The following is a 24,287-nucleotide window of genomic DNA, read 5'->3' as shown; positions in this document are numbered from 1 at the left end:
GTGACGCGTTTACGTGGGCGAGATTCTGTCCGCCAACAGCATTGAGGGTGTCGTCCGCAAGGACGTGCCCGAACGCGTCATCTCCCGACTCCCGATCTACCTGCAGACGGTTGAGACGATCGCCGCAACGGGCCAGTCAACGGTGTCCTCGGAGACCTTGGCGGCCCGCAGCGGCGTTTCGTCGTCGATTCTGCGCAAGGACCTGTCCCAGCTGGGACGCTCGGGCCGGCGCGGAGTCGGCTACTCCTGCGAAGACCTCGCCTCGACTCTGCGCACATTCCTCGGTCTCGACCGAGCGCGCACCATCGCCATCATCGGCGCCGGTCGCCTGGGCTCGGCCCTGGCAGACTACGCAGGATTCAAACGCCGCGGACTTTCACTCACCGCAATCTTCGACACCGATGAGGCCAAGATCGGAACCGTGATCGGCACTCTGCCGGTCTCCGACCTCAACGAACTTGCCACCTGGCCCGAGAGCATCGACCTCGTCGTCATGGCAGTACCCGCAACCGCGGCACCGGCGGCGGCACACATCGCCGCCGAAGCCGGCGTGCGCGGCATCCTGAACTTCGCACCCACCGTGCTCGACGCCCCGGACTCCGTCCGTGTGCATCAGGTCGATCTGGCCAGTGAGCTGCAAGTACTCGCATACTATTCGGCGCTTGAATCGGCACCGCTCAACCCAGGTTTTGAGGAGCACAGGAATTGACTCTCTTGGTTCTCGGCATTTCCCATCAGTCGGCCCCGATCGACATGTTGGACGCTCTGGCATTCGGCACCGGCGAGGTCGGAGCACTGCGCGACGACGCACTGGCCGGTGACAATGTGGAGGGACTGGCAGTCCTGTCCACGTGCAACCGCCTCGAGCTCATCGCCGATGTCACGGCCTTCCACGGCGGACTCGCCGACCTCGGCAACGCACTCGTGTCCTCCATCGACAAGGAATGGCAGGACATCGCCGGGCACTTCTACGCCCACTACGACACTCAGGCCCAAGAGCACCTGCTCAAGGTCTCCTGCGGTCTCGACTCGATGGCGATCGGTGAGGCCCAGATCTTGGGACAGCTGCGCTCGACCTTCACCGAATCACTGTCGGCCGGAGCACTGACCTCCGACCTCTCCCACGCCCTGCAGCAGAGCCTGCGGGTGGGCAAGAGAGCACACTCGGAGACCGGCCTCGACGAGGTTGCCCGCTCACTCTTCAGCGCGGCGCTCGAAGCCGCCCAGGCTCACATCGGCTCCCTGCGAGCTGCGAATGCCCTGGTCATCGGTGCCGGAGCCATGTCGGGTCTCGTCGTCTCTGGACTGCACAAGGAGGGCGTGGCTCAGACCACCGTGCTCAACCGGACCGTGGACAAAGCAGAACGCCTCGTCGCCGAGGTGGGCGGTCGTGCGCGCGAACTGACCTCCCGGATCCTGGCAGAGGAGATCGCCGACGCCGACCTCATCATCTCCTGCACCGGTGCCCGTGAAGTCGTCGTCACCCGCGAAGACATCCAGGCTGGTCTGTCCCAGAACCCCAAGGGTGCTGCGAACAAGGCCTTCGTCGACCTCGCCCTGCCTCACGACATCGATCCCACGGTGCGCGAGTTCGAGCATGTGGCACTGTTCGGCCTCGGTGAGATCAGAACCATGCTCACCAGCTCAGAGAACCAGCGCGATGCTGCGGTCGTCGAAACCGTCGAAGCCGTGCGCGCAATCATCACGGAGGAGCTGGCCAAGCTCGAATCCGGAGCCAAGGAACGCGCCGTTGCGCCCACCGTCACCGCTCTGCGCAGCCACGCCAAGGACGTTCTCGCTGCGGAGACGAAGCGCCTGGAGAAGAAGATCGGCGCCGATGTCGACGACAAGGCCTTCGCCGAGATCCGCAAGTCCCTCCACCGGGTCGCGGAGAAGCTGATCCACACGCCGACGGTCAAGGTCAAGGAGTTGGCCGTGACCGACTCGGACGTCGACTACGCGCAGGCGCTCATGCAGCTCTTCGACCTGCCGACGAACAAGGTCGCCCATTCGATCGCCAAGCCGGAGACCAAAGTCGCCACGGCCTCAAGCGCGAATCACGTCGAGGCCGACGGTGTGCGTCCGGTCGCTGACCACACCCTCGACGTGGTCGAACCCGAGCATTTCTCCGGTCGCACGATCCGTCTGGGCACCCGCCGGTCGAAGCTCGCTCGCTCCCAGTCCACCGCGATCGCCCACCAGCTGGCGGCGCTGACCGGGTGGCGCGTGGAGATCGTCGAGGTCGTGACCGAAGGTGACGTCAACATGTCGCCCCTCACCGGCTTCGGCGGCACCGGAGTCTTCGTCTCCGCCGTCAGGCAGGCTCTGCACCAGGGCAAGATCGACATCGCCGTGCACTCGCTCAAGGACCTGCCCACCACCCCCGAGGCGGGCATCCAGATGGCTGCGATCCCGCCCCGTGTCGATCCTGCCGATGTCCTCATCGGCCGGGACGGTCTGAGCTTCGCCGAGCTGCCCGCAGGCAGCGTCGTCGGCACTGGATCGCCGCGTCGTGCCGTGCAGCTGCGTGCCGCCCGCCCCGACATCGAGGTTCGCGGAGTGCGCGGAAACGTCGACACCCGCATCGCCCACGTCCGCGACGGTCGACTCGACGCAGTCGTGCTCGCCGCGGCTGGAGTCCGTCGCATCGGACGTCTGGCCGAAGCCACCGACTCCCTCGATTTCGACACCATGCTTCCGGCCCCCGGTCAGGGAGCCCTGGCGGTTGAGACACGTGGAGCCGACAGCCCATTCGCCCTCGACAACGAGGTGATGGAGGCAGATGCCGAGGTCCGCACTCAGCTCAAGCGCCTCCACGATGAGACCACCGACCTGGCCGTGACCTGCGAGAGAGCGATCCTCTCCCGTGCAGAGGCCGGATGTTCGGCCCCCATCGGCGCCCTGGCCACAATTCAGGGCTCGGACTTCGTCGTCGACGCCGTCATGGCCGATGACGACGGCAAGCTCGCCCGTACCCGACAGGTCGCCCCGCTGCCCACGACTCCGGATGTGGATCTGGACTCCGGCAGCGCGAACCAGCTGTCCATCACAGGTAAGGAACTCGCTCGGCTCGCCGATGAACTCGGCACCGCAGCCGCCGAGGACCTGCTGGGTCAGCTCGGCATCGATCCCGCCCAGTCCGCGGATCACCTCACCCCTGTAAAAGTCCAGGAGCAGGTATGACAACCGGTCAGGTCCAGCCCCGCCGCCTTCTGCCCGTCTCACCCCGCGTCGTCTTCATCGGCAGCGGCCCAGGTGAATCGGGTCTGATGACGATCCGCGGCGCCGACATCCTCGCCAACGCTGAGATCGTCGTCTACGACACCCATGTGCACTCGGAGATCGTCACCGCCTACGTATCGCAGGCCACGGAGATCATCGAAGCCGCTCAGCTGGGCGCAACCGCGTCCACCCGGGGCCGTAAGCTCGCGGAGCTGGCTCGACCCGATAAGACCGTGGTGCGACTGAGCTCCGACGACGGCATCCTCTTCACGACGACGACGGCCGAGGCCGCCGTGTGCCGCAAGGCCGACGTCGATGTCGAGATCGTGCCCGGAGTCGGACTGTCCGCGGCCACCTCCGCCTACACCGGCACCGCCCTGACGACGAACCGCGTCCGCTCGGTCCGCTTCATCGAGGCCGGACCCCAGACTCATGTCGACGTCTCCCGCCACCGCAACACCACACACGTGTTCACCGGCACCGCCGCAGACCACGAGCAGGCGATTCGCGCTCTGCTCGACGACGGCTGGGACGTCGACACGAAGGTGCTCCTGGGCTGGGGCATCTCCACAACCGATCAGACGAGCGTGGAGACCACTCTGGGCCAGGCCCTGACGATGGCTCAGAGCGGTGGAGATCGTATGGTGGTGATCATGGGACAGGGCGTGGAATCGCGAAGCGAACTCAGCTGGTTCGAGACCAAACCGCTCTTCGGCTGGCAGGTCCTCATTCCCCGCACGAAGGAACAGGGAACCTCCACCGCCGAGGCGCTCGGAGAGTTGGGTGCCGTCGGCACCGTTGTCCCCACGATCGCCGTTCAGCCCCCGCGCACGCCGACTCAGATGGAGAAGGCCATCCGGGGTCTCGTCGACGGCTCCTATGAATGGGTGGGCTTCACCTCGGTCAACGCTGTCCGTGCCGTGCGCATGTGGTTCGAAGACTTCGGCCTCGACTCCCGTTCGCTCTCGGGCGTCAAGGTCGCCGCCGTCGGCGGACGCACCGCCGCCTCCCTCATCGACTGGGGCATCACCCCCGACCTCGTGCCCGACGGCGAGCATTCGGCCCGCGGTCTGGCCGCAGCCTGGCCCGACTACGTCGATGACATCGACCCCATGAACACGGTGCTGCTGCCGCGTGCGGATATTGCCACCGAGGTCCTCGTGGCCGGCCTCCTTGAGAAGGGCTGGGACCCTGACGACGTCACGGCCTACCGGACCGTGCGCGCCTCGCCGCCACCGGCGCCCATTCGCGAAGCCATCAAGGCAGGCGACTTCGACGCCTTCCTCTTCACATCATCGTCGACGGTGCGCAACCTCGTCGGGATCGCCGGGAAACCGGCATCCACCTCGGTGATCTGCTGCATCGGACCGGCCACGGCCAACACCGCGGCAGAGCACGGCCTGCGCGTCGACGTCCTCGCAGAAGAAGCCAACCTCACCTCCCTCATCGACGGATTGGTCGAATTCGCGATGTCCGCACGTGAAGACGACCTGGCGGCGGGAACCACCCCGACGCGCCCCAGCCAGAAGCGCCGCAGAAAGAAGGCCTGACATGACAATGGTCCCCGGAACCGTTCGGCCCCGCCGCCTGCGGACGACACCGGCCCTGCGCCGGCTCGTCACCGAGACGCGCCTGCACCCGGCCGATCTCATCCTGCCCATGTTCGTCAAGGAGACACTGAGCGAACCGGCGCCGCTGACGAGCATGCCCGGAGTCGTCCAGCACACCCTGGACTCCCTGCTGGAAGCGGCCAACGAAGCCGTCGATGCCGGAGTCGGCGGACTGATGCTGTTCGGGATCCCAGAACACAAGGACAACGAGGGCTCCCAGGCCGATGATCCCGAGGGCATCCTCAACCGCGCGTTGACGCTGCTGCGGGACAACCTCGGCGATGAAACGGTCATCATGGCCGATCTGTGCCTCGACGAATTCACCTCCCACGGACACTGCGGAGTCCTCGACGCCTCCGGCGGCGTCGACAATGACGCAACCCTGAGCCGCTACGCATCCATGGCCGTGGCACAGGCTCGGGCCGGAGCCCACGTGCTGGGACTCTCGGGCATGATGGACGGTCAGGTCGCCGCCTGCCGCGAGGCGCTGGACCTCGAAGGCTTCACCGACGTCGTCATCATGGCCTACTCGGCGAAATACGCCTCGGCGTTCTTCGGCCCCTTCCGCGAAGCCGTGGACTCGGAGCTGCAGGGCGATCGCAAGACCTACCAGCAGGACCCCGCCAACGGACGCGAGGCCATGCGCGAACTCGACCTCGACCTGGCCGAAGGTGCCGACGTCGTCATGGTCAAGCCCGGCCTGCCCTACCTCGACGTCCTCGCCGAGGTGGCCTGTGAGTCGCCGGTGCCGGTGTGGGCCTACCAGGTGTCGGGGGAGTACGCGATGATCGAATTCGCGGCCGCAGCCGGAGCCATCGACCGCGAACGCGCGATCGAGGAGTCCCTCATCGCCTTCAAACGCGCCGGCGCCGATGCCGTCCTCACCTATTGGGCCACGGAAGTCGCTCAGCGTCTGAACTCGGAACAGTCGGGTGGAGCACGATGATGAGCGAGCCACGCTGGCTCAGCGGCCCCGATCAACGGGCTTGGAGGAGCTATCTCACCGGTTCGCAGCTGCTGACCACGCAGCTGGACAAGGAGCTGCGGGAGAACCACAGCATCGGTATGCCCGAGTACGAGATCCTGGTCCGCCTGAGCGAACATGAGGATCGGACGATGCGCATGGCTCTGCTCGCCATGGATACGACGATGTCGCGCTCGCGTCTGACGCACAGTGTGGCGCGGATGGAGAAGAAGGGCCTCCTCGAACGCTTCTCGATCCCCGAAGACGGGCGCGGAGTCAACTGCCAGATGACCGAGGCCGGCTGGCAGCTCCTCGTGTCGATGGCCCCCACCCATGTGGGAGGCGTCCGCGACCATCTCGTCGACCTCCTCGAACCGGAGGAGATGGAGACCCTCGGCCACATCTTCGGCAAGGTCACCGCCCATATGCGTGCGATCGGCGAGGGCCCGGTCGACACACCGCCGTCAGACGCCGAACCCACGACTCCTGCCACCTGAGCGCAGCCACTCAACTATCATCTGAACCGACCACCGATCCGGCGACTTCTTCAGGAGAACCCATGAAACACGAGACTGCGAAGTCGGCCGCGCTGTTCGAGCGCGCCGAACACGTCATCCCCGGTGGAGTGAACTCACCGGTGCGGGCCTTCAAAGCCGTCGGAGGCACCCCGCGCTTCATCACCTCGGCGACCGGAGCCTGGCTGCGCGACGCCGACGGCAATGACTACATCGACCTCATCGGTTCGTGGGGGCCCATGATCATGGGCCACTCCCGCCCCGAGGTGCTCGCGGCCGTGCAGGAAGCCGCCGTCAAGGGCTTCTCCTTCGGCACCCCGTCGACCGGTGAGGTCGAACTCGCCGAGGAGATCGTGGCCCGAGTCGATCCCGTCGAGCAGGTGCGCCTGGTGTCTTCGGGCACCGAGGCGACCATGAGCGCCATTCGCTTGGCTCGCGGCTACACCGGCCGGGCGAAGATCGTGAAGTTCGCCGGCTGCTACCACGGACACGTCGATGCGCTCCTGGCCCAGGCCGGTTCCGGCCTGGCGACCTTCTCCCTGCCCGACACCCCTGGCGTCACCGGTGCACAGGCCTCGGACACGATCATCGTCGACTACAACGATGCAGCCGGTCTGGAGGCCGTCTTCGCCGAACATGGTGACGAGATCGCCTGCGTCATCACAGAGGCCAGCCCCGGAAACATGGGCGTAGTGCCCCCGCGCGAGGGATTCACCAACACCATCCGCCGCCTGACCAAGGCCCACGGCGCGCTGATGATCAGCGACGAGGTGATGACCGGATTCCGTGTCTCGGACGCCGGTTGGTACGGCTACGAATCCGCACAGCTCGGCTACCCGGAGGGACTGGCCGACCTGTTCACCTTCGGCAAGGTCATGGGCGGCGGCTTCCCCGCCGCGGCCTTCGGCGGACGCGCCGACGTGATGGAGCATCTGGCACCGACTGGCCCCGTCTACCAGGCGGGAACCCTGTCCGGAAACCCTGTGGCCACGGCCGCCGGTCTGACCACGTTGAAGCTGACAACCGAACTCGATGTGTACTCACACATCGCCCGCGCCGCGGACATCCTCAGGCCAGCGGTCGCCTCGGCGCTGGAGACCGAAGGTGTGGAACACACCATCCAATCGGCGAACTCGATGTTCTCCGTCTTCTTCACCGACCGTGAGGTCATCAACTACGACGACGCCAGGACCCAGAACGTCGACCGCTACTCCGCGTTCTTCAACGCCATGCTCGATCAGGGCATCCACATGCCGCCCAGCGCCTTCGAAGCCTGGTTCCTGTCCTACGCCCACACCGATGAGATCCTGGACCGGATCATCACGGCCCTGCCCGCCGCAGCCAAGGCCGCGGCGAGCGTACCGAACACGCAGGGGAACTGATGACGACGATCCATCTGGTCAGGCACGGGGAGGTCGACAACCCTGACGGCATCCTCTACGGTCGGCTGCCGAACTTCGGACTGACCGAACGCGGCCATGAGATGGCCCGACGCGTCGGCGAGCACTTCGCCGCAGCGGCGGTCACTCCGGTCGAGCTGGTGGCATCCCCGCTGCTGCGGGCACAGCAGACAATCGACCCGCTGCACCAGCGGCTGCAGCTGCCCGTCTTCACCGATGACCGTGTGATCGAGGCCGCGAACTCCTTCGAAGGGCAGAAGGTCAACGCCAGACGAATGGCTGAGCCGCGCAATCTGGTGCGTCTGTACAACCCGCTGACACCGTCCTGGGGTGAGCCCTACAAGCAGATCGTGCTGCGCATGCAGGCAGCCATGGCCAGCCTGCGTGCCAAGCTGGCCAAACATGGTCCCGAGGCCGAAGGCGTCATCGTCTCCCATCAGCTTCCGATCTGGATGACACGTCTGGCAGGGGAGCAGCGCTCCCTGGTCCACGACCCCCGGAAACGGGAATGTGACTTGGCTTCTATCACCAGTTTCACATTCGAATCGTCCACACTTGTTTCCGTGAGTTACGAGAGCATCTGTGCAGATCTGCAGCCCAAGCAAGCGGTGTCGGGAGCATGAATGCCCGCAATCCACTGAACCGCCGCACCCTCCTGACCGGCCTGGTCGCCGGCACCGCCATGGTGCTCAGCGCCTGCAGCGAAAACGACGAACTGGCTGATCAGGCCGGATCCGATCAGGGGTACGTCTCCGGATCCGGCGTTGTGTCACAGGTGGCCAAGGACAAGCGCGGGGAACCTCTGGAGCTGAGCTTCGAAACACTCGACGGCAAGTCGATGTCGCTGGCTGACCTCCGGCCCACCCCGGTCGTCATCAATCTTTGGTACGCGGCCTGCCCGCCGTGCCGGAAGGAAGCGCCGGCGCTGAAGACCCTGGCCGAGGACTTCGGGGACGAGGTTCAGTTCCTCGGTGTCAACGTCCGTGACCAGGAGGCAGCGGCCAACGCCTTCATCTCGAACTACCAGGTGCCCTACGCGAACATGCTCGACACCAACGGTGACATGGTGGCGCTGCTCTCGGGTGTCCTCCCGCCGCAGGCCACACCCTCCACCGTCGTCCTCGATGCGCAGGGCCGTGCCGCGGCCCGCGTCGTCGGCGAGGTCGACGAGTCGACGCTTAAGGGACTCATCGAGGACGTGCAGGCGGAGTGAGTGGAATCGGGGCGGACTTCGCCCAGACGGTTCTCAACGGGCCTCTGCTGCTGGCGGCCGGCGCGGCCGCACTGGCGGGACTCGTCTCCTTCGTCTCACCCTGCGTGCTGCCGCTGGTCCCCGGATACGTCGGCTACGTCACCGGCCTGAGCGGCTCGTCCCTCAAGGACAAGGAAACCTGGCGGGTCGTCGTCGGGATCGCCCTGTTCGTCCTCGGGTTCACGATCGTCTTCGTTCTGCTGGGAACCGGGTTCTCGGCCCTCGGCGCACTGTTCTCACAGTGGCAGGGCGTGCTCATCAGGATCCTCGGCGTCGTCGTCATCATCGCCGGCTTCATCTTCATGGGCGGTTTCGGTCTCCTCCAGAAAGAGCACCGGATTCGCGCTCGACCCAGGGCCGGACTGTGGGGTGCACCGGTCCTCGGTGCGACCTTCGCTCTCGGCTGGGCACCGTGCGTGGGACCGACGCTGGCCGCGGTCATGTCGATGTCCGTGGGCTTCGGCGGCGATGGAACGATCTGGCGCGGGGCAATGCTCGCATTCGTCTACTGCCTGGGACTGGGCATTCCGTTCATCATTCTGGCCGTGGCGATCCACAAGGGCGCCGGACGTCTCACCTGGGTGCGCAGACACCAGACGGCGATCGTCCGTGCCGGCGGCATCATGCTCATCGTGTTGGGTGTACTCATGGCCACAGGGCTGTGGAACGCGTGGATGACCTCTCTGCAGGGTCTGATCCTTGATTTCGAAGTGGTGATCTAGTGGCGAAGAAGACCGCCGACAAGAACGCTGTGACCCAGCCGCAGCTGGGATTCATCGGCATGTGCCGGTGGGCGTGGCGTCAGCTGACGACGATGCGAGTGGCACTGATCCTCCTCCTCGTCCTGGCTCTGGCCGCGATCCCGGGCTCCCTGCTGCCGCAGCGGATCCAGGATCCGGGCCGGGTGAATACGTTCCTCGAGTCCAACGGCGCCTGGGGCCAGTTCCTCGACACGATCCAGATGTTCGACGTGTACTCCTCGATCTGGTTCTCCGCGATCTACCTCCTCCTGATGATCTCGCTCATCGGCTGCGTGATCCCACGTTCGGCCCAGCACTGGAAGGCCATGCGTTCGGCCCCACCCAAATCGCCGAGGCGGTTGGGTCGGATGCCCGGATACGAAACCTTCACCTCGGCGACGGGATCCGCGGAATCTCGCGAGAGCGCGGATCAGGACTTCCTCGACACCGCCCAGGCGCGCCTGAAGAAGCTCGGCTACCGCACAGTCCGCCACGATGACCATGTGGCCGCCGAACGCGGCTACCTGCGCGAGACAGGCAACCTGGTCTTCCACATCGCACTCCTCGTCGCGACTCTGACGATGGCGATCGGTTCGCTGTTCGGCTATCAGGGGCAGCGGATCCTCGTCGAGGGCGACACCTTCACGAACTCCTTGGTCGCCTACGACTCGTTCGAACCTGGCTCCTACTACGATGCGGACAACCTGCCGGACTTCCGGCTCAAACTCGACAGCTTCGAATCCACCTTCGACGATCAGGCCCCAGGCAGCCAGTTCGGCCAGCCCCGGACCTTCGATGCGGAGGTCACGGCCACCGCTGACGGGAAGAGCGAGAAGCACACACTGCGGGTCAACGAACCTGTACGCGTCGGCGGGACCGGGGTCTACCTGACCGGCAACGGCTACGCTCCGGAGGTCACGGTCAAGGATGCCAAGGGACAGGTCGTGCAGTCCGGCCCGCAGGTCTTCATCCCCGACGGTGGAGACCCGGGCTACACCTCGGAGGGCGTCGTCAAGGTTCCCGATTCCGCAGGAACCCAGATGGGATTCGTCGGTGTGTTCCTGCCGACGGCGACCCAGAATGAGAACGGCGAACTGGTCTCGAGCTTCGCCGAACTGCGCAACCCCTACCTGGTGATGAGCGGCTACACCGGCGACCTCGGACTCGATGACGGAACTCCGCAGTCGGTGTACACGATCGATGCCGAGAACATGACTGAGATGACCGACGCCTCGGGCAATCCTCTGCTCATCCAACTGGCAGAGGGCGAGACCCAGAAGCTGCCGGACGGCGGCTCCGTGACCTTTGACGGAGTCAAACGCTACATCGCCGTCGACATCTCCCAAGACCCGACACAGGGTCTGATGCTCGTCAGCGCAATCGCCGTGCTGCTGGGACTGGGCCTGTCGCTGTTCATCCCACGCCGCCGCATGTGGGTGCGCATCAAGGACGGCCAGGCCGAGGTCGCGGCTCTGGCTCGCGGTGAGGATCAAATGGTCGAGCGGGCGGCGAAGGACCTGGCGAAGGACCTTGCTGACGAACCCGACGACGATCCCTACGATCCCGAAGGCGATTCGGACGAAGGGCCGGACTCTGGCCCCGGCGCTCGGAGTAGACAGGGTTGAAGTGCAGGCGGAGAGAAATGATTAGCTTTAGGTACTACGCGGAGTAGAATTGTCGCGGGCCGAAACTGAAACAGGCGGCTCGAACACAGTTACACGCAGCAACACGGCACTGAGACAACGCAGCTAGTCAACGCTGCGAGAACGCAGCAACAGCCACGACGCAATGGAAGAGCACCGCTGGTGCGGAGGATGTATGGACGTCAACACTGACCTCGCAATGTGGTCGAACCAGCTCATCATCTCGGCGATGATCGTCTACGCCGTCGCCATGATCTTCTACGCCTTCGACCTCTTCGGTGGGCGCGAGCTCAAGCAGACGGAAGCCAGCGCCAGCAGCGCCGCCAAGCCCTCGAACGTGCGACGGACGAACCGGAAGACCACCACGGCCCTCCTCGATCCGCCGCAGACTGACGTTTCGGCCGAGGCCACGACCAGTTCGGGCAAGGACAAGCCTCGCCGCGGGGCGAGGATCGGCACCGCACTTCTCGTTCTCGCTGCCCTCCTGCACGTGGCCGCTGTGCTCACTCGCGCGCTGTCAGTGATGCGTGTGCCGTGGGGCAACATGATGGAATACGTCCTCACTGCGACCGTGATCACCGTCATCGTCTTCCTGATCGTCAATATCAAGAAGGACATCCGCTACCTGGGCACCATCGTGGCCGGGGGAGTGCTCCTGTGCTTGGGCCTGGCCATCACGGTCTTCTACACACCAGCTGCGAAGCTCATCCCGGCGCTCGACTCCTACTGGATCGCCATCCACGTGCCGATCGCCATCCTGTCGACCTCGCTGCTCTACATCTCCGCGATCCTCGCCGTGTTCCAGATCCTCAAGAACGCTCAGGAGACCAAGAACCCGAAGTGGCTGCGGTTCATGCGCCGGATGCCCGCGAGCATCGACCTGGAGCGGTTCTCCTACACGATCGCCGCGGTCGGATTCATCACCTGGACGTTCACCCTCATCGCCGGCGCCATCTGGGCAGAGGTGGCCTGGAGCCGTTACTGGGGTTGGGACTCGAAGGAGATCTGGACGTTCGTCGTCTGGGTCATCTACGCCGCATACCTGCACGCCCGCGCCACACGCGGTTGGGGACCGACGAAGGTCGCCGTGCTCAACCTCATCGGCATCGCCACGGTGATCTTCAACTTCACCGTCGTCAACATGTACTTCAACGGCCTGCACTCGTACTCGGGCCTCAGCTGATCCATCGCCGAGGCTGAACTGCGGTAGGCGTGCACCGCGCGGTGGTGCCGGGGTGGCCCGTACGATCATGCCGCGCATGCCGCGGTGGCTGTATTGATGTTCGGTGGGTCTAGATTGGCCTGAACCGCGCCACTGGGTAGAACCGGGTGACAGTGCTGGAGCGGGCTGCACAGCGCCGCGTGGCTGAACTACGACACGGGCTCTGTACTGCCCACAGACGTAGCGCTACCAACCTCGATGACTATCTACGAAGCCGAGCTCGACTGCCCACGAGGGCCCGTGCACAACCGACCACGAGTACCGGACTACCGGACTACCGGACGAAAGTCTGCGTAGAAGCTCTTCTATCCAGAAGTAGAAAGCTGCCTACAAGGTCTATCCGGATGCCCCAGCGCAACTAATGAAGCACTAGGGACAGATGACTTCCGACTGCTTCAGTTCGAGTGGCCGCGTCCGTCACCGGTGGATCCGCCGGAACCGTGGTCATCGGTATCGGCGGAACGAGGATCGGAGTCGGGGGAGGAGCTGTCTCCGGAGTCATCAGCGTCGGGAGTCTTGTCCTCGGGCTTCTGCGCCTCGGGAGCGTGCTTGCCGAGCTTGACGTCGCGATCAACCTTGCGCAGGTAATCCTCGTCATCATCAGGGGCGCTGGGCCCCTGACGGCGCGGTGCTGCAGTGGGCTTGTCCTCAGACCCGCGGCCGAACGCGTACCAGAGCACGAAGCCGATGACGGGGATGAGAAGAATGATGATCGCCCAGACGGGTTTGGGCAGGACTCGGATCAGACCACGATCGCGCAGAAGGCAATCGAAGAGTCCGTACAACGTAACCGCTGCCGCAAGGACAATCGCGGCAATGAGTATTCGAGCCATGCACCCAGGATAGTCCACTAACCTGAACAACCGCCCACATGGGCAGTGATGAATCACTGATGTGGACGGACTAAAATAGGTGCAATGCGCAACTTCTGGATCTACACATTGGCTCGCCTGGGCATCATCGTCGCCGTAGGGCTGATTCTGGAGCCATTCCTCGGACTCAACCTCGTGATGGCCATGGCCGCGATCATCATCGGAGCCATCCTCAGCTACATCTTCTTGGGCGGCATGCGAGCCAAGGTGGCGGAGGACATTGAGACCCGCGTGGCCAAGCGCGCCACACCCCCCAAGCGCAAGAACGTCGACGAAGAAGCGGAAGACCGCATCGTCGACGACGAAAACTGATCCTGGCTACAGGGCCCAGCTCACCGCTACAGAGCCAGGCCGAGTCCCATCAGCGCGGCGAAGGCAAGTGCGGTGAGGCCGGTTGATTTGATCGGGGGAATGAGCCCGGGACCGGTGGTTCCCCGCAGCACCGTCTTCAGCGGATTGAGGGCAGGTACCAGTGCGAGGATGGCCAGCGCCACCGCCGGATGCCCATCGAGGATCGCCAAGACCAGCAGTGCGAAGGGCACGAGGACAAGGCTGGCATAGGCGATGCGTGCCCGATGCTCGCCGAGGCGGACGGCCAGAGTGATCTTGTCCGCCTCGATGTCGGTCGGGATGTCGCGCAGGTTGTTGACCATGAGCACCGCCGAGGCGAGCGAGCCGATGGCCACAGCACCGGCCCAGCCGCTGAGGCTGAGTCCGCCGACCTGCATCCACATCGTGCCCAGGGTGGCGACGAGGCCGAAGAAGACGAAGACGAAGACTTCGCCCAGACCCATGTAGCCGTAGGGCTTCTTGCCGCCTGTGTAGAACCAGGCTGCCGCCACGGCGGCGGCGCCGACGATGAGGAACCACCACGCCTGAGCGATGACGACGAGGACGACTCCCGCAACTCCGGCGATGCCGAAGAACAGGAAGGCCGCACGTTTGACTGCGCTCGGCTCGGCCAGACCCGTCGCGGTGAGACGCACGGGACCGACGCGGACGTCATCTGTGCCGCGAACCCCGTCGGAATAGTCATTGGCGAAGTTCGACCCGATCTGCAGGCAGAGCGAGACGAGGAGGGCCAGCACCGCACGCAAGAAGATCTGCGGCAGCGAAAAGTCGTGGCCGTTGCGCGTGTAGTCCCCGATGATGAAGGAAGTGAAGCCGCCGACGGAGCCGATGGCGGCGCCGGTCCCGATCAGGACAGGGGCAACTGCCAGCGGCAATGTTCGTAATCGGGCTCCGGAGATCCACTGCGCAGCAGTTGCCATTGGGCGGGATACCTTCCTCACAAAAATTAGGATCGTCTCATATTACCGAGTGTTCACTTATTAAGGTATTCGGGATCTTCGTCTCTCGGCTGCAACCAATTCGGCCGCTAGCCGGGACGCAGCCATCCGGTCGGGTTTGCCGATCGAACGGTTGGGGATCTCGGTGACGGGAAAGGCCAACCGCGGAAGCGGCTGCCCACCCATCCCATGATCGAGTCCGCCCAGATGCCGCGCCAACTCACGCGATGATCCCAACGCTGCTCTCATGGCGGGCGACACCTGGTCCTCGAGGCGAACGAGTGCGACGAGCAGCTTTCCCCACTCATCATCGGGCACCCAGGTCACGAGCACCTCGGCGATTCCATGGTGCTGCCAGGTGGGCAGCAGCCCGGTCTCGAGCTCGTGAGGAGAGACGTTCGTGCCGCCGGAGACGATGATGTCATCGGAACGACCGAGCACCGAGAGCACCCCATCGTCGAGCCGACCCAGGTCGCTGGTGCGCATCGTGCGTGAACCGTCATCGTCGGTGGTCAGTCCGGGATTGTCCACAGGACTGATCTGACCGTCGGCGTTGAATTCGACGTAGGAATCGGCGACGACGGGACCGCGCAGGTCGATCGTCGAAGTATCGGTGATCGTGATCTCGACACCGTCGAAGGGAACGCCGTCGTAGACGCAGCCGCCTGCGGTTTCGCTCATGCCGTAGGTGCGTACGATGCTCAGCCCGTGTTCATCAGCGCGCTCGAGTAGGGCCGGTGAGATCGCGGACCCGCCGAGGAGGATCGTGTCGAACTTCGCCGCCGCAAGCGTGGCCCGGTCATCGGCCAGGACCCGGTGCAGCTGGGTGGGCACCAGTGAGGTGTAGCTCGGCCGGCTGCCGCCGCGTGCGAACAGACTCTCGACCTCCTCGGCGAAGGATTCGGCCGTGAAGGACGCCGAGGTGGTCCTCACCGGCTCCCGTCCCGCGAGCCGGGCCCGCAGCTCCACCTGGAACCCTGCGATGTGGTTGGTCGGCAGGGTGAGGTGCCAATCTCCGGGGCCGGCGAGGAATCGTTCGGTTGCCCGCGCCGAGGTGGTCAGGGCGTCTGCGGACAAGGCGACGGCCTTGGCCGTGCCCGTCGAACCCGAGGTGAAGAGGATCAGCGCCGGAGCCCGGCCAGCACCTCTCCACTGGCTGGGGGCCACCTCGGTGATGGAATCGTCACGATTGCGGGGCAGGACAAGGATCGACCGGCCGGCCAAGGCTCGATCGATGGCTGCCGGCAGATCCTCAACGGTCTGAGCGGTCATGCGGACTGTGCGTTCATGCGGACTGAACATTCATGGAGTGGAGGTGCTCAGTAGTACCAGGGGTAGGGAGACCAGTCGGGGTCGCGTTTCTCCAGGAAGGAGTCGCGGCCTTCGACCGCCTCGTCGGTCATGTATCCCAGGCGGGTGGCCTCACCTGCGAAGACCTGCTGGCCCATGAGACCGTCGTCGAGGAGGTTGAAGGCGAACTTCAGCATCCGCTGGGCGTTGGGAGACTTGCCGAGGATCTCCTTGGCCATGGTCAGCGCCGCGGTCTCAAGCTCTTCGTGGTCGACGACCTCGTTGACGGCGCCCATGTCTGCCATGTCCTGGGCCGAGTAGGTGCGGCCGAGGAAGAAGATCTCGCGGGCCTTCTTCTGGCCGACCATCTTCGCCAGGTAGGCGGACCCGTAGCCGGCGTCGTAGGAGCCGACATCGGCATCGGTCTGCTTGAACTTCGCATGCTGGCGAGAGGCGATGGTCATGTCGCAGACGACGTGGAGGCTGTGGCCGCCGCCTGCTGCCCAGCCGGGAACGACGGCGATGACGATCTTGGGCATGGTGCGGATGAGTCGTTGGACCTCGAGGATGTGGAGGCGTCCGGCGCGGGCCGGATCCACGGATTCGCGGGTCTCACCGGAGGCGTACTGGTAGCCGGAACGTCCGCGGATGCGCTGATCGCCGCCGGAGCAGAAGGCCCAGCCGCCGTCGCGTGAGCTGGGACCGTTGCCGGTGAGCAGGACTGCGCCGACGTCCGAGGTCTGGCGGGCATGGTCGAGGGCACGGTAGAGCTCGTCGACGGTGTGAGGGCGGAAGGCGTTGCGAATATCGGGACGGTCGAAGGCGATGCGCACGCAGCCCAGGTCGGTGCCGTCGGGTTTGACCGCGCGGTGGTAGGTGATGTCGGTGAAGTCGAATCCGGAGACTTCACGCCACTGGGAGGGGTCAAAGATTTCAGAAACCGTCATGACCCCAACCCTATCGCCTGTCGACTGGCCGATAGGGTTGCCTCATGGCTGATGTGCAGCAGTTTCCGGAGTCGATCGCCGAGCTCGTGCCGAAATTCCACGTTCTCAAACTCCCCATGGTCACTCGATTTCGGTCGATCACCGAACGCGAGGTCATGCTCTTCGAAGGCCCTGATGGGTGGGCGGAGTTCTCCCCATTCACCGAATACGGTTCAGTCGAATCCTCCCGCTGGCTGCAGGCAGCCCTCGAGTTCGCGGGTCTGCTGCCGACTGCTGAGGTTGAGCCCAGCGCCGTCGGATCTGCGGCTGAAACAGTCGGCCAGAGTGTTGCCGTCAATGCGACCCTGCCGGCGTGTGCGACCTCGGAGGTAGGGCCGATTCTTGCTCGCTACGGGCCGGTCGGCACAGTCAAGGCGAAGGTGGCCGAACACGGGATCGACTCGCTGCCGGAGGACTGGGACCGGTTGCGCGAATTCCGTCGGCTGTTTCCCGAGACGACTCTGCGCCTCGATGCGAACGCCGGCTATGCGCTGCCCGAAGCGCTTGCGGCCTGCACGGAATTCGCGGAATTCGACCTGCAGTACTTCGAGCAGCCGGTCGCAGCAGTTGAGGACATGGCGCGACTGCGTGAGCAGCTCTCGGCCCGGGAGCTGCCCGTGGTCTTGGCCGCAGACGAGTCGATCCGAAAGGCCGAAGATCCGGTGAGAGTGGCCGAACTGGGCGCCGCCGAGGTTGTCATCGTCAAGGTCCAACCGCTGGGTGGGATCGCTGCCGCACGCTCAGTCCTGGAAGCCTGCGGACTGCCGGCCGTTGTGTCATCGGCGTTGGAATCCTCCGTCGGGCTAGCCGCCGGAGCCCAGCTGGCGGCCACGCTGCCGCGCACCCAACGAAGCCGGGAGCTGCTCGGCGAACACCCTGCGTGCGGTCTGGGCACGGGTCGGCTCTTCGCCGAGGATGTTGTGGAGCCCGCTCAGAGCCTGAGGCCCGTCGACGGGCAGATACCTGTTACGCGAATCGTCCCGGACCCACAGCGACTGGAGACGCTGGCGGTGGATCCGGGACGATTCGACTGGTGGGAGAAGCGGCTGCAGGAGTGCTGGACTGCTCTGCTCAGCCGGCGTTCTTGACCGCGTCGACGAAGGCCGCCGCGGTGTCAGGAACGATATTCTCATCGCCGGTGTCGGCGATGTTGGCGGCGGTGACGATGTTGTTGCCCACGCGGCTGGTGACGGTGTCGGTGTTGAGGACGGTCTGCCCACCAGCTTCGATGTTGGCACGCACGCCCACGGTCTCGTCGGCACCGTCAACGGTGGCGTCGAAGGTCTCGTAGGACATGTTCATCTCGATGCCCTGGGACTTGATGGTCACATCACTGCACTTCTCGGCGATCTTGGTCGAGTTCTTGAGCTGAGAACCTGCGGCATCCTCATCGGCCAAGCTCATCAGGGCAACGCTCAACGTGTTGTCTGCGGAAGCTCCTGCCAGGGTGGTGCCGTTGCTCGACTCGCTGGCGTTGAGCGCAGACATTGCCAGATCCTTGCATTCGGCAGGCTCGTATTCGGCACTTTCGAGAGCCTTGATGGCTTCGCTGCCTGAGGCATCTCCGATGTCGACCGACTTGAAGGACTGGCCGCCGGCATTGGTGGATTCGATGATCTTCATGAGCTGAGCCTCGTCGAGCTGCTTTGCTTCGGGTGTCTCGGCGGCTGCGGACTTCTGCTCTCCTGCAGCCTCTTCTTTTGCGGGCCCGGATCCCGAACAGCCTGTCAGGGCCAATCCGGCGATGAGAGCGATGGCGGGGAGTACGCGTTTCATTGGTGACCTCTCGGAGTCAACGTTCATTCAGAAGGACGAAGGGCGGTCACGATGTTGTGACCGTTATAACCATAAACAGAAGTTGCGGTGGATTTGGCATCGACATGTGCCGAATCCGACACATCTGTTGTTTTGACTGCCGGCTCGTCGTTCTTCGCCGAGGCGATGCGCACTGTCGTGACCTCGGCCTGGCCCACAGTCGTGAAGTGCTGAGTGCGCTTGCCGGGGATGATCGGGTCGTGCATGGCCGCGGCCAGACGACCGGTGAAGGTCAGACGCCCCTTCTTGTCAGCTCGCTGCGGATAGTCGTTCGTTCCGGTGGGTCCGACGACGGAGATGTCGTAGCGGCGGCCCGGTTCATACAGGCCCGGCGTGCGGACTCGGAAGCTTCCGGTGCCGGTCAGGGAGAAGCCGGCTGCGCTGACCGAGCCGAAGCACACGATCTGGGCCCGACGCCGTGAGATCTCGACTCGCCACCCGTGGATGTCGAAGAGCGCATGACCTGTCAGATACGAGAACTCACCACCATCGGCCACCCGGGGACCACCTCGGCGGCGGTCGGAGTTGTTGACCGTGGTGGACTCGGGACGAGGCGCATCGTGATCCTCGACGATGCTGCCGCTGGGTTCGAGACTGCCACCTCGGCGTTCGAGATCGCCACCTCGGCGTTCGACGCTGCGGTGGTCGGAGCTGGCATAGTCGCGTTGGCGGCGCAGGGTCTTCAGCCAGGCTCCCAACTCTCGTTCCCAGCTGATCCAGTTGTGCAGGCCGGTGGTGCGGGGGAACCACGAGTGGCGGATGCCGAGTGAGTTCAATCGCGCGGAGAAGCGTTCTCCCTGCTGGTTGACCATGGATTCGAGGAGGTCACGGTCCTTTGACTCCTCGAGGCTGCCGGAGCCGGCACTGAGCCAGAGGTGAAGACCCTGCAGGTTCTCCGCCAGACCGTAGGGGGAGTTCGCGATCCATTCGTTGCGGTCGGCGACGGGATCACCGAACAGGGTCATCGACTTCGCACCCTCCCGCATGGCGATGATGTCGAAGGCCGGTACCGCAGACAGCGGGTCGAGCGGTGAGGAGAAGGCCGCGGCCCAGCTGTAGCGGTCCGGATGCCAGGCGGCGTACTTCATCGCCCCGTAGCCACCCATGGACAGTCCAGCCAGGAGCTGGTTATCCGGGGCGAAATCCACCGAGAAGTTCTTGGCCAGGAACTCCGGGATCTCTTTGGTGTGGAAGGTCGGCCAGTCGTGGACCTCGCTTCCGACAGCCACCCGGGAGTAGGTTCCTGCTCCTGCATCGGGCATGACGACCAGGTAGGGCGAGTTGAGTGTGAGTTCCTCGGCTGCACCGAAGTCAGTCCAAGATCGGAAGTCATCGCCGCCGCCGTGATAGAGGTGGATGACCGGGCTGACCTCCTGCGGGATCCCGGGCAGCAGCACGCGCACACCGACGGTCCGGCCCAGCGCGGGGGAGTAGATGAAGAACTCCCGCAGCCGGTTCGACAGCTTGCGTTTGTCGCGGATGTGCCATTTCCTCGCCTCCTTGCCGCGAGGCTCGGGACCGAGGAACGAGCTGTTCTGGTCGAGGGTTGGGAAGCGTCCTCTGTTGGAGCGGGCAGCAGTCAGCGAACGGATTGCACGCGCCCCAACCGCGAAGAGAATCGATCGGCGCATGGGACAACCGTAGAGAGTCAACGTGAACCGCAGGTGGGTTAGTGGTTGAATATCAGGTGATGTTGAATTCGAGCGCAGTGGCGCAGCAGATTGCCCGTGGGTTGGCTTCGTCCGGAGTCACCGAGGTTGTCATCGCGCCTGGTTCCCGGTCGGCGCCGTTGATCTATGCGCTCGCCCCCCTCGCCGAGGCGGGGGTGATCCGTACGCACGTGCGCATCGATGAGCGTGATGCTGGGTTCTTGGCACTGGGGCTGGCGCGGGGTCTGCGCGCGAAGCAGAGTCGTGCTGGTGGGGTACGGACGCGTGCCGGTACCGCGGGGGGCCGAGACGGAGCAGTGGCCTTGGTGACGACCTCAGGGTCGGCGGTGGCGAACCTGCATCCGGCTGTGCTTGAAGCCTCGTACGGTCACCTTCCGCTCATTGCAATCACAGCGGATCGTCCGGCCCGACTGCGAGGGACCGGAGCCAACCAGACGATCGACGACCAATCGCAGGTGCTCAGCGATGTGCGTGTCCGCATCGATGTGCCCGCAGGAAGTGCTGACGCAGGTCAACTCTTCGCCGAGGCGGTCGCACATTCGCTTGGCCTGGTCACGGATCCGGGCTCGGGCAGAGATTTGGTCACGGGCGCAGCTTCGGACACGGAGTCCGAGTCGGGTACGGGGGAGGTCGGCCCTGTCCAGTTCAACGTGCAGTTCGACGTGCCCCTAGTGCCGACAGTCACGGAGCTCGCCGAGTGGAAGGCAGCAGTGCAGTCATTGGCGGCGAAGAGCGCGAATGAAGCCTCGAAGTCTGCGTTCGCAGGCTCAGATGCTGTCTCGTACTCGGACTCAGCCAAAGATATCTCAGTGAGAATTCTCCCGGGAACGGTCATCGTCGCTGGAGATGCAGGAGGTCACGCGGCCACCGCGTTGAAGTCATTGGCCGAGGAACACGCGATCCCCGTTCTGGCTGAGCCCTCGAGCCCTCTGACTTCCGAGTTGCGAGACTCGAGTGTCGTGGTCCCGGCGCACGCGAGGGTGCTCAGCGAACGCGAGGATCTGCGCACAGCGATCAGAACCGTGATCGTGCACGGAAAACCGACTTTGACCAGGCCCGTTGCTGCTCTGCTTGCCGACTCCGAGGTACTGGTCCAGCGTCTACCTGATGACGTCGACGCCGTGTCACTCTCGGCCAGGTCGTCGGAATCACCTTCGGTCGACGAGGTTGCCGGCAGCGGCGGCGACAGCACTGTCTCCGACGTTGCGGCCGCCCCCAACACCGTCTCAGGCGGGACACCCCTTCACCCGAGCATGGACACGGGTTGGCGAGATGAGTGGGTAAGGGCCGGTGAAGCTATCATCGCCGAGTCGCGTCGGACACGTGAGGTCGAGTCGACGCAGTCGAGCGCACGGGCGATCACCGAAGAGTTGGCCAACCGGGATATCAACCTCTTCGCAGCGAGTTCAAACACGATTCGCTATCTCAGCGAAGCCACCGATGTTCGCGCGCACGTTCACGCGTCGCGCGGGCTGGCTGGTATCGACGGCCTGATCTCCACAGCGACTGGGCTATCCCTTGGTCTTGGTGAGCAGGTGGTGCTCGTCATCGGCGATATCGCAATGCTCCACGACGTCGGCGGTCTGCTGACGCCGAGCGCAGAAGAGGGTGGGGATGTGATCATCGTCGTACTCAACGATGATGGTGGTGCGATCTTCTCCGGGCTCGAACATTCGCAGGAGCATGTGGCGCCGTACCTCGAAAGATACTTCACTGTTCCTCACGGTCGAGATTTCAAGAATCTTGCTGTGGGCTATGGATGGGAGTACTCGCGGGTGGGATCCCGCAAAGAGTCCAGCCTGCTCGACGATTTCATCGCGGAGTTCGACTCCAACTCAGAGGTCGATTCCACTTCAGAGATCGGGACGGCCGCGCGTGGTGTCGACGGATTGGAATCAAACCAGGTGACGCGGATGCGTCGCGGCCGTCGGATCATCGAAGTTGACCTGACCTGATTGCACCCGCCCCGATCTGATCTGGCCTGACCCGATCTGACTCGATCTGACCTGACCTGACCTGATCTGAGGTCGGGGTGATCCTGGACTGCGCAGTATGAGTCGCAGAAGTGCTCACGTCCGCAACATCGAGCCCCGCTGTTGCCAATAATGCAGCTTCTCAGCCGCGATGCGGGTTCAGCCTGTATCCCTGAGGACCAGCTTGTCGAAGAGCTCTTCTACGGGACTCGGAGCGGGGAAGTCGACAACACCATCTCTCGCATTCTCGGTGGAAGACGAACTCGGACCTGGCGGTGGGTGACTGAACTTGGTGACGAATGGGGGAGTGGCAGTTTCAAATTCTTCGCCGGTGGGGGTGGAGACGGTGAGATCATCGGCAGTTGCCTTGTGCTTCCACCCGGGGTGTTCCTTGGCGTAGTTGCAGGCAGCGCAGAGTCCGGATGCGTTGGACCACTCTGTTTCTCCGCCCTCGGCGACCGGAGTCACGTGATCGGCGTGCTTGATCGGGGCGTCGCACCACGGAGTCCGGCAGACATCGTCACGGAAGACGACCATACGTCGCAACAGACCACGGAAGGTGCGTTTGCGCGAGTCCATGCTGACCAATTGTCCTGTGTCCGGTGAAGTGAACATGCGCCGAATGAAAGTTCTGGCTCTATTCGCCGCCACGAAGTTCCGTGCCGTCTTCGCAGGGAGCGGGCCATAGCTCGGAATCCACGCAGGAACCCGACCGTCCGAGAAGAGACTCTCGGCTTCCATGACGACATGGACCTCGGTGGGTACGTTGTCGGCAGAGTCCTGACCGGTAAGACGTTCCACGAAGATATCTGCCATCAGCTGATTGCGAGTACGGTCGAAGTCTTGGCCGATCATCCCGCGCTCGGCGGCGGTGGCCTCCAAACTCTCATAGGCGGCGACAGCCTGCTGCAGAGGCAGCGTGGCACTGAGCTGAGCCATGCCGTTGTTGAGCGCCTTCAGAGACACATGGCGGTCCGCCCTCGCTGATTCGGCCCTCTCATGCGCATTGTCGGACGACACATTGGCCGCCAGCGCGCGAGCTTCTGTACGCAGCCGGCGACTGCCGGCTGCCGTAGCCCGGTCTTTGAGTTCCTCGTCGACGAACTCACGCTCTTCGGGAGTGAGCCAGGCGGTCTCATCGGCGATGATGCGAGCTTTGGCTTCGGAGATGGATCCGCTGGCCAGAGCCTCAAATGTGCGGGGCAGATCGTTGACCACAGCCTTCGAGGTCGACAGAAATTTTCGTCCTGTCGAGGGTGAGACTCTCTTGGCCAAGGCGATCTCATTGCCGGCGTATTTTCCCTGCTCTCGCTTGGGCACATCATTGGCGGCATCTTCGCGTTGGCGGTACTGGTGAAAAGCCACAGCCTCACGCGCTTGAGCAGCTGCCGCGGCAGACGTGAGCTCCTCGAGAGCGCGAATGCGCGTCTGAGCCTCCCACGCATCATCTGCTGGTTCGAGGTCACGCAGCGTCTGACACCACCGATCGATATCGGTGGTGATGCCCGGTGTCCGGGCCCACGAACCAGGACCCCGATATTCGGGGTGGTCCGGGTCGTTCGCGGGATGCGTGAACATGTGACAAGGGTATGCCGAGGCACTGACACAGCCACTGACACGAACCGCCAAAACCTTGACACAGTGTCAATCTTGCGAAGCAATCAGACTGTTATTCCAACCCCAGCGCCGGGTTATTCGGCTCATCGTAAATAAGAGTGTAGAACCGGTCTGAAACCACCGGACTCAAGTAGGCACCTCGCGATGTAATGAGTCAGGTTACGAAACCCGAGTGCCGATCCTCGAAGGTGCTCGAGCCGACCATTG

21 protein-coding genes are annotated in these 24,287 nt (G+C 64.2%); 14 read left to right on the top strand and 7 right to left on the bottom strand.

The features are described 5' to 3' along the window. Positions 1 to 13: 13 nt before the first annotated feature. The 11 genes from BAUR9175_RS12480 (at position 14) to ccsB (ending at position 12,529) form a co-directional block, all read left to right on the top strand. Positions 14 to 709, top strand: a complete 696-nt coding sequence (locus BAUR9175_RS12480; protein ID WP_009882923.1) for a redox-sensing transcriptional repressor Rex — start codon at positions 14 to 16, stop codon at positions 707 to 709. After that, positions 706 to 3,183, top strand: coding sequence for a glutamyl-tRNA reductase (gene hemA, locus BAUR9175_RS12475; RefSeq protein ID WP_009882922.1), 2,478 nt, complete (start codon positions 706 to 708; stop codon positions 3,181 to 3,183). The genes BAUR9175_RS12480 and hemA overlap by 4 nt, the downstream gene beginning before the upstream one ends. Further along, positions 3,180 to 4,772, top strand: a complete 1,593-nt coding sequence (locus tag BAUR9175_RS12470) for a bifunctional uroporphyrinogen-III C-methyltransferase/uroporphyrinogen-III synthase (RefSeq protein WP_009882921.1) — start codon at positions 3,180 to 3,182, stop codon at positions 4,770 to 4,772. Before hemA ends, BAUR9175_RS12470 begins: the two co-directional genes overlap by 4 nt. Position 4,773: 1 nt before the next feature. Then, positions 4,774 to 5,778: a porphobilinogen synthase gene (hemB, locus tag BAUR9175_RS12465; RefSeq protein ID WP_096160213.1), complete on the top strand. Its 1,005-nt coding sequence runs from the start codon at positions 4,774 to 4,776 to the stop codon at positions 5,776 to 5,778. Next, positions 5,775 to 6,293 carry a MarR family winged helix-turn-helix transcriptional regulator gene (locus tag BAUR9175_RS12460; protein ID WP_226829762.1) on the top strand — a complete coding sequence of 173 codons (519 nt, stop codon included), beginning with the start codon at positions 5,775 to 5,777 and terminating at the stop codon, positions 6,291 to 6,293. Before hemB ends, BAUR9175_RS12460 begins: the two co-directional genes overlap by 4 nt. 62 nt (positions 6,294 to 6,355) lie before the next feature. Beyond that, on the top strand, positions 6,356 to 7,693 hold the full coding sequence (hemL, locus tag BAUR9175_RS12455) for a glutamate-1-semialdehyde 2,1-aminomutase (protein WP_101583974.1): 1,338 nt from the start codon (positions 6,356 to 6,358) through the stop codon (positions 7,691 to 7,693). Further along, complete coding sequence (locus BAUR9175_RS12450; RefSeq protein ID WP_009882917.1) at positions 7,693 to 8,334, top strand: histidine phosphatase family protein; 642 nt, start codon at positions 7,693 to 7,695, stop codon at positions 8,332 to 8,334. Before hemL ends, BAUR9175_RS12450 begins: the two co-directional genes overlap by 1 nt. Beyond that, the gene (locus tag BAUR9175_RS12445) at positions 8,331 to 8,924 is read left to right on the top strand and encodes a TlpA family protein disulfide reductase (RefSeq protein WP_009882915.1); all 594 of its coding nucleotides are present in this window, start codon (positions 8,331 to 8,333) and stop codon (positions 8,922 to 8,924) included. Before BAUR9175_RS12450 ends, BAUR9175_RS12445 begins: the two co-directional genes overlap by 4 nt. Positions 8,925 to 8,929: 5 nt before the next feature. Further along, positions 8,930 to 9,685, top strand: coding sequence for a cytochrome c biogenesis CcdA family protein (locus BAUR9175_RS12440; RefSeq protein WP_096162282.1), 756 nt, complete (start codon positions 8,930 to 8,932; stop codon positions 9,683 to 9,685). Continuing rightward, positions 9,685 to 11,328, top strand: coding sequence for a cytochrome c biogenesis protein ResB (gene resB, locus BAUR9175_RS12435; RefSeq protein WP_101583972.1), 1,644 nt, complete (start codon positions 9,685 to 9,687; stop codon positions 11,326 to 11,328). The genes BAUR9175_RS12440 and resB overlap by 1 nt, the downstream gene beginning before the upstream one ends. 193 nt (positions 11,329 to 11,521) lie before the next feature. Next, positions 11,522 to 12,529: a c-type cytochrome biogenesis protein CcsB gene (gene ccsB / locus BAUR9175_RS12430; RefSeq protein WP_101583971.1), complete on the top strand. Its 1,008-nt coding sequence runs from the start codon at positions 11,522 to 11,524 to the stop codon at positions 12,527 to 12,529. Between the two features lie 434 nt (positions 12,530 to 12,963). Here ccsB and BAUR9175_RS12425 read toward each other — a convergent pair whose 3' ends face one another. Next, complete coding sequence (locus BAUR9175_RS12425) at positions 12,964 to 13,401, bottom strand: PLD nuclease N-terminal domain-containing protein (protein WP_009882908.1); 438 nt, start codon at positions 13,399 to 13,401, stop codon at positions 12,964 to 12,966. Positions 13,402 to 13,485: 84 nt separating this feature from the next. On the opposite strand from BAUR9175_RS12425, the gene BAUR9175_RS12420 reads away from it, so the two are divergent. Then, positions 13,486 to 13,752, top strand: a complete 267-nt coding sequence (locus tag BAUR9175_RS12420; protein WP_101583969.1) for a DUF4229 domain-containing protein — start codon at positions 13,486 to 13,488, stop codon at positions 13,750 to 13,752. Between the two features lie 26 nt (positions 13,753 to 13,778). Here the strand turns inward: BAUR9175_RS12420 and BAUR9175_RS12415 are convergent, their stop codons facing one another. The 3 genes from BAUR9175_RS12415 to BAUR9175_RS12405 are packed head-to-tail and all read right to left on the bottom strand — an operon-like array spanning position 13,779 to position 16,966. Next, positions 13,779 to 14,711, bottom strand: a complete 933-nt coding sequence (locus BAUR9175_RS12415) for a 1,4-dihydroxy-2-naphthoate polyprenyltransferase (protein WP_101583967.1) — start codon at positions 14,709 to 14,711, stop codon at positions 13,779 to 13,781. A gap of 60 nt (positions 14,712 to 14,771) precedes the next feature. Next, complete coding sequence (locus BAUR9175_RS12410) at positions 14,772 to 16,031, bottom strand: AMP-binding protein (RefSeq protein ID WP_236850661.1); 1,260 nt, start codon at positions 16,029 to 16,031, stop codon at positions 14,772 to 14,774. A 17-nt stretch (positions 16,032 to 16,048) separates the two neighbouring features. After that, positions 16,049 to 16,966: a 1,4-dihydroxy-2-naphthoyl-CoA synthase gene (locus tag BAUR9175_RS12405; RefSeq protein WP_069599701.1), complete on the bottom strand. Its 918-nt coding sequence runs from the start codon at positions 16,964 to 16,966 to the stop codon at positions 16,049 to 16,051. Between the two features lie 44 nt (positions 16,967 to 17,010). On the opposite strand from BAUR9175_RS12405, the gene BAUR9175_RS12400 reads away from it, so the two are divergent. Continuing rightward, positions 17,011 to 18,093 carry an o-succinylbenzoate synthase gene (locus BAUR9175_RS12400; protein ID WP_009882902.1) on the top strand — a complete coding sequence of 361 codons (1,083 nt, stop codon included), beginning with the start codon at positions 17,011 to 17,013 and terminating at the stop codon, positions 18,091 to 18,093. Here BAUR9175_RS12400 and BAUR9175_RS12395 read toward each other — a convergent pair. Together BAUR9175_RS12395 and BAUR9175_RS12390 are read right to left on the bottom strand one after the other, a co-directional pair. Next, positions 18,077 to 18,781: a hypothetical protein gene (locus BAUR9175_RS12395; protein ID WP_101583965.1), complete on the bottom strand. Its 705-nt coding sequence runs from the start codon at positions 18,779 to 18,781 to the stop codon at positions 18,077 to 18,079. The two genes, BAUR9175_RS12400 and BAUR9175_RS12395, sit on opposite strands and share 17 nt — an antisense overlap. A 23-nt stretch (positions 18,782 to 18,804) precedes the next feature. Then, positions 18,805 to 20,451 (bottom strand): alpha/beta hydrolase, encoded by a 1,647-nt coding sequence (locus BAUR9175_RS12390; RefSeq protein ID WP_069599702.1) that lies wholly within the window; start codon positions 20,449 to 20,451, stop codon positions 18,805 to 18,807. A gap of 59 nt (positions 20,452 to 20,510) precedes the next feature. Between BAUR9175_RS12390 and menD the strand changes: the two genes are divergently transcribed. Beyond that, positions 20,511 to 22,445 (top strand): 2-succinyl-5-enolpyruvyl-6-hydroxy-3-cyclohexene-1-carboxylic-acid synthase, encoded by a 1,935-nt coding sequence (gene menD, locus BAUR9175_RS12385; protein WP_226823991.1) that lies wholly within the window; start codon positions 20,511 to 20,513, stop codon positions 22,443 to 22,445. Positions 22,446 to 22,622: 177 nt separating this feature from the next. On the opposite strand, the gene BAUR9175_RS12380 is transcribed toward menD, so the two are convergent. Then, positions 22,623 to 24,041: an HNH endonuclease gene (locus tag BAUR9175_RS12380; RefSeq protein ID WP_101583963.1), complete on the bottom strand. Its 1,419-nt coding sequence runs from the start codon at positions 24,039 to 24,041 to the stop codon at positions 22,623 to 22,625. Positions 24,042 to 24,287 lie beyond the last annotated feature (246 nt).

The sequence above is a fragment of the Brevibacterium aurantiacum genome (assembly GCF_900169065.1).
GTDB classification, from domain to species: domain Bacteria; phylum Actinomycetota; class Actinomycetes; order Actinomycetales; family Brevibacteriaceae; genus Brevibacterium; species Brevibacterium aurantiacum.
This window is presented reverse-complemented; position numbering and strand designations above follow the sequence as displayed.